The organism is Actinomadura scrupuli (assembly GCF_050971785.1).
Classification (GTDB): domain Bacteria; phylum Actinomycetota; class Actinomycetes; order Streptosporangiales; family Streptosporangiaceae; genus Actinomadura_E; species Actinomadura_E scrupuli.
Window position 1 is genome coordinate 481891 of the sequence record NZ_JBPCCU010000003.1, and the last position, 14172, is coordinate 496062.

General features: G+C 72.1%; 14 protein-coding genes. 5 read left to right on the forward strand and 9 right to left on the reverse strand.

The window, feature by feature from the left end:
- Positions 1–9: 9 nt before the first annotated feature.
- The 3 genes from ACRYCC_RS16440 to ACRYCC_RS16450 form a co-directional block, all read right to left on the reverse strand.
- Positions 10–363 (reverse strand): MmcQ/YjbR family DNA-binding protein, encoded by a 354-nt coding sequence (locus ACRYCC_RS16440; RefSeq protein ID WP_433812938.1) that lies wholly within the window; start codon positions 361–363, stop codon positions 10–12.
- Positions 360–1184, reverse strand: a complete 825-nt coding sequence (locus ACRYCC_RS16445; protein WP_433812940.1) for an SAM-dependent methyltransferase — start codon at positions 1182–1184, stop codon at positions 360–362. The genes ACRYCC_RS16440 and ACRYCC_RS16445 overlap by 4 nt, the downstream gene beginning before the upstream one ends.
- 91 nt (positions 1185–1275) lie before the next feature.
- The gene (locus tag ACRYCC_RS16450) at positions 1276–1611 is read right to left on the reverse strand and encodes a winged helix-turn-helix transcriptional regulator (protein WP_433812942.1); all 336 of its coding nucleotides are present in this window, start codon (positions 1609–1611) and stop codon (positions 1276–1278) included.
- Between the two features lie 140 nt (positions 1612–1751).
- Between ACRYCC_RS16450 and ACRYCC_RS16455 the strand changes: the two genes are divergently transcribed.
- Positions 1752–2663, forward strand: coding sequence for an alpha/beta hydrolase (locus tag ACRYCC_RS16455; protein WP_433812944.1), 912 nt, complete (start codon positions 1752–1754; stop codon positions 2661–2663).
- Positions 2664–2699: 36 nt separating this feature from the next.
- On the opposite strand, the gene ACRYCC_RS16460 is transcribed toward ACRYCC_RS16455, so the two are convergent.
- The 4 genes from ACRYCC_RS16460 to ACRYCC_RS16475 all read right to left on the reverse strand — a co-directional run bounded on the left by ACRYCC_RS16460 (position 2700) and on the right by ACRYCC_RS16475 (position 6509).
- The gene (locus ACRYCC_RS16460; protein ID WP_433812946.1) at positions 2700–3557 is read right to left on the reverse strand and encodes a phosphotransferase family protein; all 858 of its coding nucleotides are present in this window, start codon (positions 3555–3557) and stop codon (positions 2700–2702) included.
- A gap of 275 nt (positions 3558–3832) precedes the next feature.
- Positions 3833–4060 carry a hypothetical protein gene (locus ACRYCC_RS16465; protein WP_433812948.1) on the reverse strand — a complete coding sequence of 76 codons (228 nt, stop codon included), beginning with the start codon at positions 4058–4060 and terminating at the stop codon, positions 3833–3835.
- A gap of 94 nt (positions 4061–4154) precedes the next feature.
- Positions 4155–4757: a carboxymuconolactone decarboxylase family protein gene (locus ACRYCC_RS16470; RefSeq protein WP_433812950.1), complete on the reverse strand. Its 603-nt coding sequence runs from the start codon at positions 4755–4757 to the stop codon at positions 4155–4157.
- 129 nt (positions 4758–4886) lie between these two features.
- Positions 4887–6509: an ABC-F family ATP-binding cassette domain-containing protein gene (locus ACRYCC_RS16475; RefSeq protein WP_433812952.1), complete on the reverse strand. Its 1623-nt coding sequence runs from the start codon at positions 6507–6509 to the stop codon at positions 4887–4889.
- Positions 6510–6589: 80 nt separating this feature from the next.
- On the opposite strand from ACRYCC_RS16475, the gene ACRYCC_RS16480 reads away from it, so the two are divergent.
- The 3 genes from ACRYCC_RS16480 (at position 6590) to ACRYCC_RS16490 (ending at position 10002) form a co-directional block, all read left to right on the forward strand.
- Positions 6590–7276, forward strand: a complete 687-nt coding sequence (locus ACRYCC_RS16480; protein WP_433812954.1) for a TetR/AcrR family transcriptional regulator — start codon at positions 6590–6592, stop codon at positions 7274–7276.
- A 108-nt stretch (positions 7277–7384) separates the two neighbouring features.
- Positions 7385–7810: a hypothetical protein gene (locus ACRYCC_RS16485; protein WP_433812956.1), complete on the forward strand. Its 426-nt coding sequence runs from the start codon at positions 7385–7387 to the stop codon at positions 7808–7810.
- On the forward strand, positions 7807–10002 hold the full coding sequence (locus tag ACRYCC_RS16490; RefSeq protein ID WP_433812958.1) for a bifunctional polysaccharide deacetylase/glycosyltransferase family 2 protein: 2196 nt from the start codon (positions 7807–7809) through the stop codon (positions 10000–10002). The genes ACRYCC_RS16485 and ACRYCC_RS16490 overlap by 4 nt, the downstream gene beginning before the upstream one ends.
- Here ACRYCC_RS16490 and ACRYCC_RS16495 read toward each other — a convergent pair.
- Positions 9995–10504 (reverse strand): SRPBCC family protein, encoded by a 510-nt coding sequence (locus tag ACRYCC_RS16495; protein WP_433812959.1) that lies wholly within the window; start codon positions 10502–10504, stop codon positions 9995–9997. The genes ACRYCC_RS16490 and ACRYCC_RS16495 overlap by 8 nt on opposite strands.
- A gap of 133 nt (positions 10505–10637) precedes the next feature.
- Positions 10638–11633, reverse strand: a complete 996-nt coding sequence (locus ACRYCC_RS16500) for an aldo/keto reductase (RefSeq protein WP_433812961.1) — start codon at positions 11631–11633, stop codon at positions 10638–10640.
- Positions 11634–12006: 373 nt separating this feature from the next.
- On the opposite strand from ACRYCC_RS16500, the gene ACRYCC_RS16505 reads away from it, so the two are divergent.
- On the forward strand, positions 12007–14133 hold the full coding sequence (locus tag ACRYCC_RS16505; RefSeq protein ID WP_433812963.1) for a WD40 repeat domain-containing serine/threonine protein kinase: 2127 nt from the start codon (positions 12007–12009) through the stop codon (positions 14131–14133).
- The last annotated feature ends 39 nt before the right edge of the window (positions 14134–14172 follow it).

Genomic DNA, 14172 nt, shown 5'->3' on the forward strand with positions numbered 1-14172 from the left:
GGCGCCACGTCACGCGCGGGGCGGGCGGTCCTTCTTCGGCAGCTTGGCGACCACGGCGTCGTAGGAGGCGTCGATGGCCTCCAGCAGCTCCTCCGCCGGGATCGCGCCGCCGATCCGCAGGCTGTTCCAGCCCGAACGCCCGATGTAGGGCAGGACCGAGGCGTCGTCGGGGTACCGCAGCAGCCACTCGTCGGCCACCTCCCGGTTGGGCCCGCACTTGAGCCCGACGCCGGGCCCCGGCTCCGAGCCAAGGAACGCGAAGATCTTGCCGCCGACCTTCGCCACGACGTCCCCCTCCCAGGGCTCGTCCTGCCGGGCGCCGGGCTTGGCCAGGCAGTAGGCGAGCACCTCTTCCCACGTCATGGCTTGCGTCCGAGGCCGGCGTACATCCACCGGGTGCTGTTGCGGGTGGCCGCCAGGTTGTCCGGCCGCCACAGCGGGACCCAGGTGACCCCCGGCTCCACCAGTTCGAAGCCGTCGAGGTAGTGCTCGACCTGCGCCTTGCCGCGGAGGGTGATGCCGCTCTGCGTCTTGTCCCAGCCGTGCCGGGCCCGGTCGCCGGTCTCCGGATCGTTGTCCGCCGAGGTGTGCGTCACCAGCAGATGGCCGCCCGGTGCCATCAGCTCGCGGAACAGGTCCACCGCGTGCTGGGCGCGCTCGTCGCTCACGAAGTGCAGGACCGCGGCGAGCAGGACCGCGACCGGCCGGTCGAAGTCGATGAGCCGGCGCGTCTCGGGATGGGCGACGATGCTCTCGGGGTCGCGCAGGTCGGCCTGGATCACGGTGGTGCCGCCGGTGGGCGCGAGCAGCGCACGGGCGTGGGTGAGCACGATGGGGTCGTTGTCGACGTACACCACGTGCGCGTCGGGCGCGAGCGGCAGCGCGACCTCGTGGACGTTGCCCTGGGTGGGCAGCCCGGTGCCGATGTCGAGGAACTGCCGGATGCCCTGGCCGATGCAGTAGCGCACCGCCCGGCCCAGCAGCGCGCGGTTCTCGCGTGCGGCCTTCGGCGCGTCCGGCGCGAGGTCGGTGATGAAGGCGGCGGCCTCGCGGTCCGCGGCGAAGTTGTCCTTGCCGCCGACCCACACGTCGTAGATCCGCGCGGAGCTCGGCTTGGACACGTCGATGCCGGGTGGCGGCTCCCGCTCGGCCGAACTCCGGCCCCAGTCCCAGCTCGTCTCCATGGCGCCTCCCCATCCGAGAGGGACCACGGTAGGCGAAACGTGCCGCGAACTCCCGCAGAACGCCGCGAATCGCACTTCTGCTCCCCGAACGTCAGGTCCGGCCGGCGTGCGTGCTCGCCCAGTCGCAGATCGCCGCCAGCGGCTCCTGGAGCGTCTTGCCCAGATCGGTCAGGGCGTACTCCACGTGCTGGGGAGCGGTGTCCTTCAGGACCCGCCGCTCGACCAGGCCGTCGACTTCCATCGCGCGCAGCGTCTCGGTCAGGACCTTCTGCGTGATCCCGGGCAGCCGGCGGCGCAGCCGGGCGTGCCGCTGCGGACCGGCCAGCAGCGCGTAGATCACCAGCACCCGCCACTTGGCGGCGAGCCGCTCCAGCGCCTGCCGGGTCGCGCAGCTCTCCTCGAGCACGTCCGGGATCACGAGGGCCATCGGGGTCTCCCTGCGGTGTCGGGTGTGCGCGGATGGGCACCTGGAAGTGCCTTCTGGCCGGTGGCCGCGGACCGGCCTAGCCTCGCGGGCAACGATATCTCCGGGGGTCGCGAATCACCCCGGTCGTACAGGGAGAGACCATGCCTGCCAGCGCGCATGACACCGCCGTCCGGACCGAGCGGGTCGGCTTCGGCACCACGGGAGAGGAGCTGATCGGTGATCTGCGGGTGCCACCGGGGGAGAGGTTCCCGGCGCTGGTGTTCACCGGGCCGTTCACCGGGACCCGCGATCAGGTCGTGGGGACGTACGCGGCACGGCTGGCGAAGGCGGGGTACGTCACGCTGGCGTTCGATCACCGGGGCTTCGGCGAGTCGGGCGGGACGCCGCGGCGGCACGAGGATCCGCAGGGCAAGCTGGCCGATCTGCGGGCGGCGGTCTCGTTCCTGCGGTCGCGGCCGGAGGTGGACGGCGGGCGAATCGCAGCGGTGGGGATCTGCCTGGGTGCCGGGTACGCGCTGAAGTTCGCCGCGTTCGACCCCCGCGTGAGGGCGTTCGTCGGGATCGCGGGCGCCTACAACACGCCGTACGCGATGCGGTCGGCGATGGGACCCGGTGGCTACCAGGGGGCACTCGCGGCGTTCACCGAGGTCCTGGAGCGTCAGGACCTGGGCGGTGAGGTCGAGTACCTGCCGGCGGTCGCGACGGAGGGGGAGGCGGCGATGCCGGGGCAGGAGCCGTACGACTACTACGGCACCTCGCGCGGTGCCTCGGCGTCCTGGGAGAACTCGGTGACCCGGGCGAGCATCCGGGAGCTGATCACGGTCGACAACATGGCCGGAGCCGACTTCCTGGCCGAACCGGGTCTGATCGTGCACGGTGTCGAGGACGCCTACTGCCCTCCGGAGGGTGCCCGTGAGGCCTACGACCGGATGCCGGGGGTGAAGGACATCGTGTGGCTGGACGCCAGGCTCCACACCGACCTCTACGACGACGACACCCACGTCGGCCGGGCCGTCGAGGCCACCGGCGCCTTCCTGGCCGAGCACCTGTAGCGGCAGGGGGACCTGGCGGGGATCGCCGGGGAGGGGCTAGGCGAAGGTCCGGGCGAGGTGCGCCAGGCCCGCCTCGGCGTAGCGGCGTGCGCCGGTCTCGAGACCGTAGGCGATGTCCTCGAGGAGGGCGCAGCGGGCGTAGAACGCGGCGCGCTCGCGGCCGGCGTCGTCGCATCCGCCCTCGTAGTGCGCCAGCGTCAGGTCGAAGACGTCCGGGCCGAGGTCGCGGTAGATGAGCGCGAGGTCGTGCACGGGATCGGCGATGGCGGCGTCGGTCCAGTCGATGACGCCCGTGACGGTGTTCGCCCCGGCGTCCGCCAGCAGGTGCTCGGCGCCCAGGTCGTTGTGGCAGAACACCAGGGCGGAGGGTTCGGCCGGTGGCGTACGGCCGAGGAAGTCCTCGACCGCTCCGCGGCCGGGCGCGGGTATCTCTCCCGCTATCCGCCGGTAGGTCTGCTCGGCGTCCTGCCGCCAGGTCGTGAGCGGATCGGTGTCCCGCGGCACTAGCGCGCCCATCCGCTCCGCCGGGGCCCGGTGGAGCCGGCCGAGGAACTCACCCAGGCCGGCGGCCAGCCGCGCGGGCTCCGCGACGGGATGCTCGTTGAGGGGGAGGCCGGGAAGCTTCGGGTAGGCCAGGACGCCGGCCTCGACGTCCACGAAGACCGGTTCGGGCACCGGCAGCGTGCAGATCTCGGGCAGGACGCCGAGCAGGTCCGCCTCGCGCCGGGTCGCCTCGGCCCGGTCGGCGGGGTCGGCCTCCTTGCTGCGCCGGACGACCAGGTCGCCGTTGACCTCGTAGACGAGGTTGTCCCAGCCCTCGCCCAGCTTGGCGACGGAGCGGATCTCGTGGCCCGGCAGGTGGCGGGCGAGCAGTGCGCGGATCTCGTCGATCACGGTCATCACCCTAGGCCTCTGCCGGCCGTGTGGTCCCGGGCTCCGAGCGGGGGAGCCGGGACCGGCACGCCCGCCTCGGCGGACGCGCGCGCGGTCCCGGCCCGATCTCGATGGGCGCGTCATCCGCCGCCACGGGTATCGATCTCCGGGCGGCACCGCCGCTGTGGTGGGGTTTACGGCGGCGGAGAGCGCGTTTCGTGCGTATGGGTCGCGGACGCGACAGGTGGAGGGCCGAGGGCGGCTCGGCGGGCGGGGGTCAGATGCCGGTCAGGGGCTCAGAGCTTGGTGAGCTTGGCGTACGGCGCCGCGATTCGCTGCTGGTGGGTGCCGAAGTCGATGAGCACGGCGATGTCGTCCTCGACGCCGATGACCGAACCGAGACCGTACTTGTCATGGGTCACGCGGTCCTGCAGGGCGAATTGCTCCATCGGCGGGGCCGCGGGCGGAGCGTTGAAGGGGCTGGTGGGCAGGTGTCGCCGGGTCGCGGCGCGGGAAGTGTTCATTGTCACCCCAGTATGCGCCTACCTGGCCGATCACGGGGACTTTCCCCGCACCGGCCCTCCTGACCCTGGCCGGGCCGCCCGTCCGTGCGCGTGATCACTCCGGGCCGTCGGCCGCCGCGATGGGCCGGCCGACGGTGAGGGCGGCCCGCAGCCCGGGCTCGATCGTGGCCCGGTACTGCGAGTCGGGTTCCGCGCCGGCGGCGTCCAGCGCGGTGCTGAAGAAGCACCGGGCGGCAGCGGCCAGCACGACCTGGAAGATCTCGGCCTCGGACAGTCCATGGCGGCGCAGCCCGTCGACGTCGTCGGCGGTGATCGCGGTCGCGTCGGTGGCCACGCGCCCGGCGAAGTCCATCACCGCGACGTCGGCCGGGTCCAGGCCGGCGCTGTACGGGTCGGTGGCGATGGCCTGCACCGTGCCGGAATCGTAGAAGCGGTCCCGCAGCACCTTGCCGTGCGCGAGGGAGCAGTAGCTGGACCGCAGGCTCCGCGCGGCGGCCAGCGTGGCGAGCTCGTAGCGGCGCAGATCCATCTCCTGCTTGATCGTGCTGTTGAGCTGCTGCCAGGCCGCGTAGACGGCGGGGCTCAGCGCGAACACCCTTGTGTAGTTGGCGACGTACCCCTGCGCTTCGCGGTCGGCGTCGTACAGCCGGCCCGCCTGGTCACCGGCGTCCTCGTCGGGTGTCTGCAAGTGGCTCACGGCATCGTCCTCTCCGGTTCCCTGACGTCACGGGCGCCGCGCTTCGGCCCCCACCGAGATGACGCCGCTCCGGACGCCGGGGTTCGACCGTTCCAGGGGCGGCTCAGGGCGAGACGCCCGCCTGCATGATCAACCACCTGGGGCCTCGGAGGGAAGTGCCCGGGGAGCGCCGTTCTCGTGCCAGTCCGGCTCGGGCGCCTCGCGGACGTGCCCGTCCGCGCCGAAGACGAGGTAACGGTCGAAGTCGGCCGCGAACCAGCGGTCGTGGGTGACGGCCAGGACGGTGCCGGCGAAGCCGTCCAGGCCGTCCTGCAAGGCCTGGGCGCTGGCCAGGTCGAGGTTGTCGGTGGGCTCGTCCAGCAGCAGGAGCGTGCAGCCCGACAGCTCCAGCAGCAGGATCTGCAGCCGTGCCTGCTGCCCGCCCGACAGGGTCTGGAACGGCTGGCGCCGGGTGGGCGCGAGCTCGTAGCGCGCCAGGGCCCGCATGGCGTCGTTGAGGGAGAGGGCGTACTCGGTCATCACGATCTCGTCGGGCGTGCGCCCGTGCAGGTCGGGGCGGTCGTGGGTCTGGACGAAGTGGCCGGGGACGACGCGTGCGCCCAGCCGTGCGCGGCCCCGGTGCGGTACGGCCGGCGCCGGGAGCCCGGCCAGCAGCCCGAGGAACCGGGACTTGCCGGACCCGTTCGAGCCGAGCACCGCGAGGCGTTCGCCGTACCAGACGTGCAGGTCGAAGGGCTTCGTCAGCCCGGTCAGCTCCAGGTTCTCGCAGATGATCGCCTGCTTTCCGGTGCGGCCGCCGCGCAGCCGGATCCGGATGTTCTGCTCCCTGGGCGCGGCCTGCGGCGGCCCCGCCTCCTCGAACCGCGCGAGCCGGGTCCGGGCGGCCTGGTAGGACGAGGCCACCGCGTCGTTGCCGGCCGCGCGCCGCCGCAGGTCGTGCACGAGCCTCGTGAGCCGGGCGTGTTCGTCGTCCCAGCGGCGCCGTAGCTCGTCCAGGCGGGCCGTGCGGTCACGCCGGGCCTGCGCGTAGGTCGCGAACCCGCCGCCGTGCACCCACGCGGTCCGTGCCTCCACGGTGATGATCCGGTCGGCGGCACGGGCCAGCAGTTGCCGGTCGTGCGAGACGAGCAGCACCGTCTTGGGGGTGGTGCGCAGTCGCTGCTCCAGCCACTCCTTGGCCGGCACGTCGAGGTAGTTGTCCGGCTCGTCCAGCAGCAGCACCTCATCGGGACCGCGCAGCAGCGCCTCCAGCATGAGCCGCTTCTGCTCGCCGCCGGACAACGTGGCCGCCCTCCGGTCCCGTACGACCTCGAGGGGCAGGCCGAGGGCCGCGGTCGTACAGGTGTCCCACACGACCTCCAGGTCGTAGCCGCCCGCGTCGGTGAAGTCGTTGATCGCCTGGGCGTAGGCGAGCTGGCCCGCCTCGTCGGCTCCCAGCGCCGCCTCGGCCCGCGCCAGCGCCGCCGCCGTCGCGCGGACCCGGTCCGGCGCCACCGACAGCAGCAGTTCCCCTACGGTCCGGTCGCCCGCCACGAACTGCCACATGGCCCCCAGCCCGCCCGAATGGGTCACCGTGCCCGCGGCCGGCCGTGCCGCACCGGCGATCAGCCGGAGCAGTGTGCTCTTGCCCGCCCCGTTCGGCCCGACCAGCGCGGCCTTGGCTCCGTCGCCCACCCGGAAGGACACCTCGGCCAGGAGCGGCCGCCCATCGGGCAGGACGTACGTCACCTCCCGCACGTCGATGTGGCCCACCTGCCGATCCCTCCACTCGATCATTGATCTAGTACAGGAACATTGGTCCGGTACTCGTTCAACGTACTAGGATCGTGCCCATGAACGACACCCGGGCAGGCGGCGTATGGTTCCGGTCTCCGCGGCCACAGCGCGGGGGGCCTCCGCTCACGCGCGAGCGGATCGTCGCCGAGGCGATCGCGCTGCTGGACCAGGAGGGCATCACCCGGCTGACGATGCGACGGCTGGCCGAGCGCCTGGGGACCGGGTCCACGACGCTGTACTGGCACGTGGACACCAAGGAGGACGTGCTCGACCTGGCACTGGACGCGGTCTTCGGCGAGGCCCGGCTCCCCGCGCCGTCCGGTGACTGGAGGGCCGACATCACCGCGCTGATCGGCGAGTGGCAGGCCGCGATGCTGCGCCATCCCTGGAGCGCGGGACTGCTGGGCCGTCCCCTGCTGGGCCCCCACGTGCTGGAACGCACCGAGTTCCTGCACGCCACCCTGATCGGCGCCGGCCTGGAGGGCCCGCACCTGGCCGCGGCCGCCTACGGCCTGTCGCACTACGTGATCGGCTCGGCCATGACACAGGCCGCCTGGCAGGACCGTGACGAGCCGGCGGCGCGAGAGGCCGCCGACCGGCACGTGCGGGCCCACGATGACCGCTACCCCACCCTCGCCCGGCACGGGCACCTCAGCGGCGCCGACTGGGCCGCCACCTTCGACCGGGGCCTCGGCTATCTCCTCGACGGCATCGCGGCCCGGCTCGCGCACCAGGGGCGATAGCCGGGCAGCGTGCCCGGTGAGGCCGGTGGTCCAGGGTCACACCGGGCGTAGGTAGTAAAAATGGGACATGAGTGACATGCGATGACGTGGGGTCGCTAGACTCCGGTCGTGCCTGAGCCCCTCCCCATCTTCGTCGACGCCTCCGGGCGGCGTCGTCGGCTGCTGCGCCGTGCCGGTCTTGCTGCCGGTGTGGTGCTGGCCGGTTTCCTCGTCCTCATCGGCGTGGGCGTGGCGACCGGCTCGGACGTCCCGTTGACCCCCTGGAGCGCTCCGGGTGCGAGCCACGAGCCCGCCGCGGGCTCCACGCCTGGAGGCCCGGGAGCCGTCACTCCGCTGCCCAAGGGCGGCTCGGCGGGCCCGTCGGCCAGACCCAGCGGTACGGCCCCGGCGGTTCCGGCCGTCGTCAGGAGCGCGGCTCCGCAGGCCTCCACCTCGCAGGGTCCGGCCGCCCCCGCGGCAACCGCGACGCATCCCGGCAGGTCGCACGCCAGCCCGCCCGCCAGGGGCAAGGCCAAGAAGACACTCTCGCCGTGAGCGGCCGGCGTGCCCGGAAGCGTGACCCCCGCAGTCATTGGTTCCTGCTCGTGCTCGCGGGTCTGGCGTTCACCTGCGCGCTGCTGCTGGAGGGCTTCGCGCACGGTGCGGTCGGCGAGGCCCCGCACCACGCGCCGGAAGGCGGACCCGCACCCGCCGAGGTGACCGGCGGCGGGCCGGTGCTCAACGTGTCCGGTCCCAACGCGCGCAGCCTCCGGATACCCGCCAAGACCGTCGCGCTGACCTTCGACGACGGCCCGGACCCGAAGTGGACCCCGCAGATCCTTGAGGTGCTGCGCCGCCACGGGGCGCACGCCACCTTCTTCGCCATCGGCGCCCACGTCGCCGAGAACCCGGCGCTCACCCGGCGGATCCTGCGCGAGGGCAACGAGCTCGGCTCGCACACCTACACCCATCTGGACATGGCCGACAGCTCCGCGTGGCGCAACCGGCTGGAACTGGACCTGACCCAGCGGGCCCTGGCGGGCGCGGCGGGGGTGAAGACCCGGCTGATGCGCATGCCGTACTCCTCGGTGCCCAGCGGGCTGACGGCCAAGGAGTGGGCGGCCGCCCGTCAGGCGGGCGCCGACGGGTACGTCGTGGTGCTGGCCGACCGGGACACCGACGACTGGGCGCGGCCGGGCGTAGCCAAGATCGTGAACACCGCCGTCACGGCCGCCCGCAAGGGCCAGGGCGGCGTGGTCATGCTGCACGACTCGGGCGGCGACCGGACGCAGACCGTGCTGGCGCTGGACCAGATCCTCGATCGGCTGCACCGGGAGGGCTACCGGGTCACGACCCTCAGCGATGCCGCCGGCCTGCCCGCCGCCGACGTCCCGGCCGGCGGCACCGAGAAGCTGGTCGGTGCCACGCTGGTGACCGCCCAGCGGCTGGCCCGATGGCTCACCGGGTCGCTTCAGCTGCTGTTCCTGGTCGCGGGGGTGCTGTGCGTGCTCCGGCTGGCCCTGCTGGTCGGCTCCGCGCAGATCCACGTACGGCGCGTGCGGCGCGGCCGCGGGCGTGGCACCGGGCGGTGGCCGCCGGCAGGTCCCCCGCCGCCGGTGTCGGTGATCGTGCCCGCCTACAACGAGGAGGCGGGGATCGCCGCGACCGTGGCCTCCCTGCTCGACAGCGACTACCCGGGCCCGGTGGAGGTCCTGGTGGTCGACGACGGGTCCACCGACCGTACGGCCGAGATCGTGGAACGGCTGATCCAGGGGGGCCAGGGCGGACGGCTGGGCGACGGCACCCCCGCCGTCCGGCTGATCCGCAAGCCCAACGGCGGCAAGCCGTCCGCGCTCAACCTCGGGGTGGCCTACGCGCGGGCGGACGTGCTGGTCCTGGTCGACGGCGACACGGTCTTCCAGCGGGACACGATCGGCAACCTGATCCGCCCGCTGGCGGACCCCGCCGTGGGAGCCGTCAGCGGCAACACCAAGGTGGCCAACCGGGGCGGCCTCATCGGGCGCTGGCAGCACATCGAGTACGTGATCGGCTTCAACCTGGACCGCCGGATGTTCGACGTCCTCCAGTGCATGCCCACCATCCCCGGAGCCATCGGCGCCTTCCGCCGCCAGGCGCTGACGGCGGTCGGCGGCGTCAGCGACGACACCCTTGCCGAGGACACCGACCTCACCATGGCGATCTGCCGGTCCGGCTGGCGGGTGGTCTACGAGGAGACCGCGCTGGCCTGGACCGAGGCGCCCGCCACGCTGCGCCAGCTGTGGCGGCAACGCTACCGCTGGTGCTACGGCACTCTGCAGGCCATGTGGAAGCACCGCCGGTCGTTGGTGCAGTCCGGGCAGTCCGGCAGGTTCGGCCGCCGCTGCCTGACCTACCTGTGGCTCTTCCAGGTCGCCCTGCCGCTCATCGCCCCCGCCATCGACCTGTTCGCGGTGTACGGGCTGATCTTCCTGGACCCGTGGTCGATGCTGGGGACATGGGCGCTGTTCGTGGGCCTCCAGGTCCTCTGCGGCGCCTACGCCCTGCGACTCGACCACGAGCCGGTCCGGCCGCTGTGGACGCTGCCGGTCCAGCAGATCGTCTACCGGCAGCTGATGTACCTCGTCGTGATCCAGTCACTCGTCACCGCCCTGCTCGGCGCCCGGCTCCGCTGGCACGCCATGCACCGCAGCGGGACCTTCACCACTCCCGACCCGGCTCCCGCGCCGACCGGCGCCCCGGTCAGGTAAACGGGCTCCGGCCGCCGTTCTCGGCCGCCGTCTTCAGCATGCGGAGCACGTCCACGTGGCCGCGGCGGAGTCTGCCGGTGCTGTAGAACAGCGTGAGCAGCGGACCGGACATCGACTCCTCGATCGTCACCCGGGTACGCCCCTCCGCGGTCCCCGAGAGCAGCAACCGGTCGATCGCCTTCACCCCGCCCATCGCGGTCCCGGTCCAGGACAGCTCCCGCTCCGGCTCCACCACGGCGAACGTGGACCTGATCACCGAGCCTCGGATCTTCCAGCGGAACGGCGCGTCCGGCTTCGTCTCGCCGAGCTCCAGGATGCGGGCGTCCGAGCGCCAGGACGGCCAGTTCCGCAGGTCGCTGAGCAGTGTCCAGACCCTGCCGACGGGAGCGTCCACGACGGCCGAGGAGGACGACCTTACCGGCGCGTCCTCGTCGAGCAGGCCCTTCTTGGCGTAGTTCTCGTGCAGGGTCCCGATCGGCGGGCCGGTGTAGAACAACTTCATCGACGACCTCCGGAGCGATGGTCTCATCCAAGAGCAATGCTCTCGCTTGCGATCCCGCAATGCAAGAGCAGTGCTCTCGGATACGAACATCGCTCCGGTCCGGCGGGATCAGACCCGGCCCGGGTGGCCGGACTCACCAGGCGAAGGCCTCGGGTGCCGGCCCCGGCCCGGGGAAGATCTCGTCGAGGGCCGCCAGGAACTCCTCCGAGAGGTTCACCTCGACGGCCCGCAACGCCGACTCCAGCTGGCCGGCGGTCCGCGGGCCCACGATCGGGCCGGTCACGCCGGGACGGGTGAGCAGCCAGGCCAGCCCGACGTCACCCGGCTCCAGGTCGTGCTTCTCGCACAGGTCCTCGTAGGCCTGGATCCGGGCCCGCCCGGCCTCGTCGGCCAGGACCTCCTTGCTGCGCCCGCCCAGTGAGCGGGAGCCGCCGCCGTCGCGTTCCTTGCGCAGCACGCCGCCCAGCAGGCCGCCCTGCAGCGGTGACCACGGCACGACGCCCAGGCCGTACGCCTGCGCGGCCGGGATGACCTCCATCTCGGCGCGGCGCTCGGCGAGGTTGTACAGGCACTGCTCGCTGACCAGGCCGACCGCGCCGCGGCGGGCGGCGGTCTCGTTGGCCCGGGCGATCGCCCAGCCCGGGAAGTTGGAGGATCCCGCGTAGAGGATCTTGCCCTGCTGGATGAGGACGTCGATCGCCTGCCAGATCTCCTCCCAGGGCGTGGACCTGTCGATGTGATGGAACTGGTAGAGGTCGATGTGGTCGGTGCCCAGGCGCTTGAGCGAGGCCTCGGCGGCGCGGCGGATGTTCAGCGCGGACAGCTTGTCGTCGTTGGGCCACGGCGCGCCCTCGGCGCCCATGTTGGCGTAGACCTTGGTGGCCAGCACGGTCTTCTCGCGGCGTCCGCCGCCCTGTGCGAACCAGCTGCCGATGATCTCCTCGGTGCGCCCCTTGTTCGCGGCCCAGCCGTAGACGTTGGCGGTGTCGAAGAAGTTGACACCCGCGTCGATCGCCTGATCCATGATGGCGTGACTGTCGGCCTCGTCGGTCTGCGGGCCGAAGTTCATCGTCCCGAGGACCACCCGGCTCACCTTGAGGCCCGTCCGTCCCAGCTGTGCGTAATCCATTGGCTCAGCCAACCACTTAGAGCGCGCTCTAAGTCAACCGCCGGAGCGGAATCCGCCGGTGCGCCGGGGCCCCCCGCCGAGCGATGGAGGGCGGCGGCCGGCCCCCGAGGCGCGTTCCGGTTGGCCTCTTCCGGCGGCCGGAAGAAAGTGTCTTCCGGCCGAGAGCCTCGCATATCGCCGAAATCGGAAGCGATAAGCGTTGTTGGTCCGCTTCGTCGGTTATTGGGAATGCAGGGCTCGCCGGATTCGGAAACCCTTTATTTTCTCCCCGCAGCTCCCGATCGGCCGCCTGCTACTCGAACTGCCGGTCAGTGGCTTACGGTTCATTACGTGTCCTGGCGATTCGAGACGAGATGACACCGGAGGTCGCCGCATGACGGGTTCCCGCCCGTTGCGCGCGGATGAGCCGACACAGCTGGGGATGTACCGGCTGACCGCATTCCTGGGTGAGGGCGGTCAGGGCATCGTTTATCTGGGAAATGGCCCGTCCGGCGGGAAAGTCGCCGTCAAGGTGCTCCAGGCGCGTCTGGCCGGTGACGACAAGGCCCGCAGCCGTTTTCTGCGCGAGGTGGAGGCGGTCAAGCGGGTGGCGGAGTTCTGTGTGGCCCGCGTGATCGACAGTGATTTCAACGCCGACCGGCCCTACATCGTCAGCGAGTTCGTCGAGGGAGTGTCGCTCCAGGAGGCCGTCGTCACCGACGGACCGCGCGAACGAGGCGGACTGGAACGTCTGGCGATCGGGACGGCCACCGCACTCGTGGCGATCCACCAGGCCGGCATCGTGCACCGCGATTTCAAGCCCGGCAACGTCCTGCTCGGGCCGGACGGGCCACGAGTGGTCGACTTCGGGATCGCTCGAGCGCTGGGCTCGGCCGCCTCGGAGTCGAGCGGGCTGGTGGGAACGCCCGGGTACATGTCGCCGGAGCAGATCTCCGGGCAGCCCCTCACCCCGGCGACCGATCTGTTCTCGTGGGCCGCGACCATCTTGTTCGCTGCGACCGGTGTCCCCCCTTTCGGAAACGACAGTGTCCCCGCGGTGATGTACCGGATACTCCACTACGAGCCGGACCTGACGGTCCTACCGCCACCGCTGCGCGACGCGGTCGGCGCCGGCCTGGCCAAGGACCCCGGCCGGCGACCGGCCGCCGCCGACATCATGCTGACCCTGCTCGGCCGTACGGCCGTACGTCAGGGTCTCGAAGGGGCCGGCGCCGTCACGCCACCGGTCATGGGCCAGGCCGCTCCGGGCCCAGCCGATCTCCACGAGGCCATGCGGATCGCCGCGGGTGAACCCCTCGAACCGGCGGGCGTACACGAGGAGCCCGGAAGGCCGACCGCGCAGGGCGGCTTGGAAAAAGTCACATTCCCCTCCGCACCGGCAGAGTCGGCTGTATCGGTACGATCCCGGCGTTTCATCTTCATCGCCGTGGTCACGGCTGTGGCGATCATGGCCGGGGTGCTCACGTGGGCCGTCCTGCCCGGTGAACCGGCGCGGCGGCGGCCACCGGCCCCCCGGGGCCCGGCCGAATCGGCTCCCCTGCCCTGGGGAACCGAGATCGGCGCCCCTCTCACCGGGCACACCGACCATGTCGGCGCGGTCGCCGCCGGCCAGGTCGGCGGCAGATCCGTCATCCTCTCCGGTGGCCACGACAAGACGATCCGGATGTGGGATCTGACCACTCACCGTGCCGACGGCCCGCCCCTCACCGGTCACACGCGAGAGGTCTATTTCGTCGCCACGGGGTACCTGCACGACCGCCCTGTCGCCCTCTCGGGAAGCGCGGACAACACCGTTCGCCTGTGGGATCTCACCTCCCGGCAATCCGTCGGGCCTCCGATCGGCGGTGACACCGACTGGGCGCGTACCGGCGCGATCGGCCGGCTCGACGGCCAGGACATAGCCGTCGTCGGCGGCTTCACCAACACCATCCGCCGATGGAATCTGGACACCGGCCGGCCCCTGGGGCCTCCGCTCACCGGTCACACGGACTCCGTCTACTCCCTCGCCCTGGGTCGGCTCGGCGGCCGTCCGATCATCGCCTCCGCGGGTGAGGACAGAACCATCCGCATCTGGGACCTGTCCTCCGGGCGTCCCCTCGGCCCTCCGCTCACCGGCCATACCCGCACCATCACCGCCGTCGCCCTCGGACAGCTCGGCGGGCGTCCCATCGCCGTCTCCGCCGGGGAGGACAGGACCGTCAGGGTCTGGGACCTGACGACGAGCCGGCCGATCGGCGGGCCGCTCACCGGCCATACCGACTCCGTCCTCACGATCGCCCTCACTCGTGTCGGCGGCCGCACCGTCGCCGTCACGGGAAGCGACGACAACGGCATCCGTGCCTGGGACCTCGGCGCGCACAAGCCCCTCGGCGCACCCTTCACCGGCCACACCGACAGTGTGGAGGCCGTGACCTGCGCCGCACTCGGCCGGCAGCCGGTCCTCGTCTCCGCGGGATGGGACCGCACACTCCGCGTGTGGAGCCTCACGCCTCCGCCGTGACGGGCCTCCCGGGGCGCGGATGAGCCGTCCTGCCCTCGC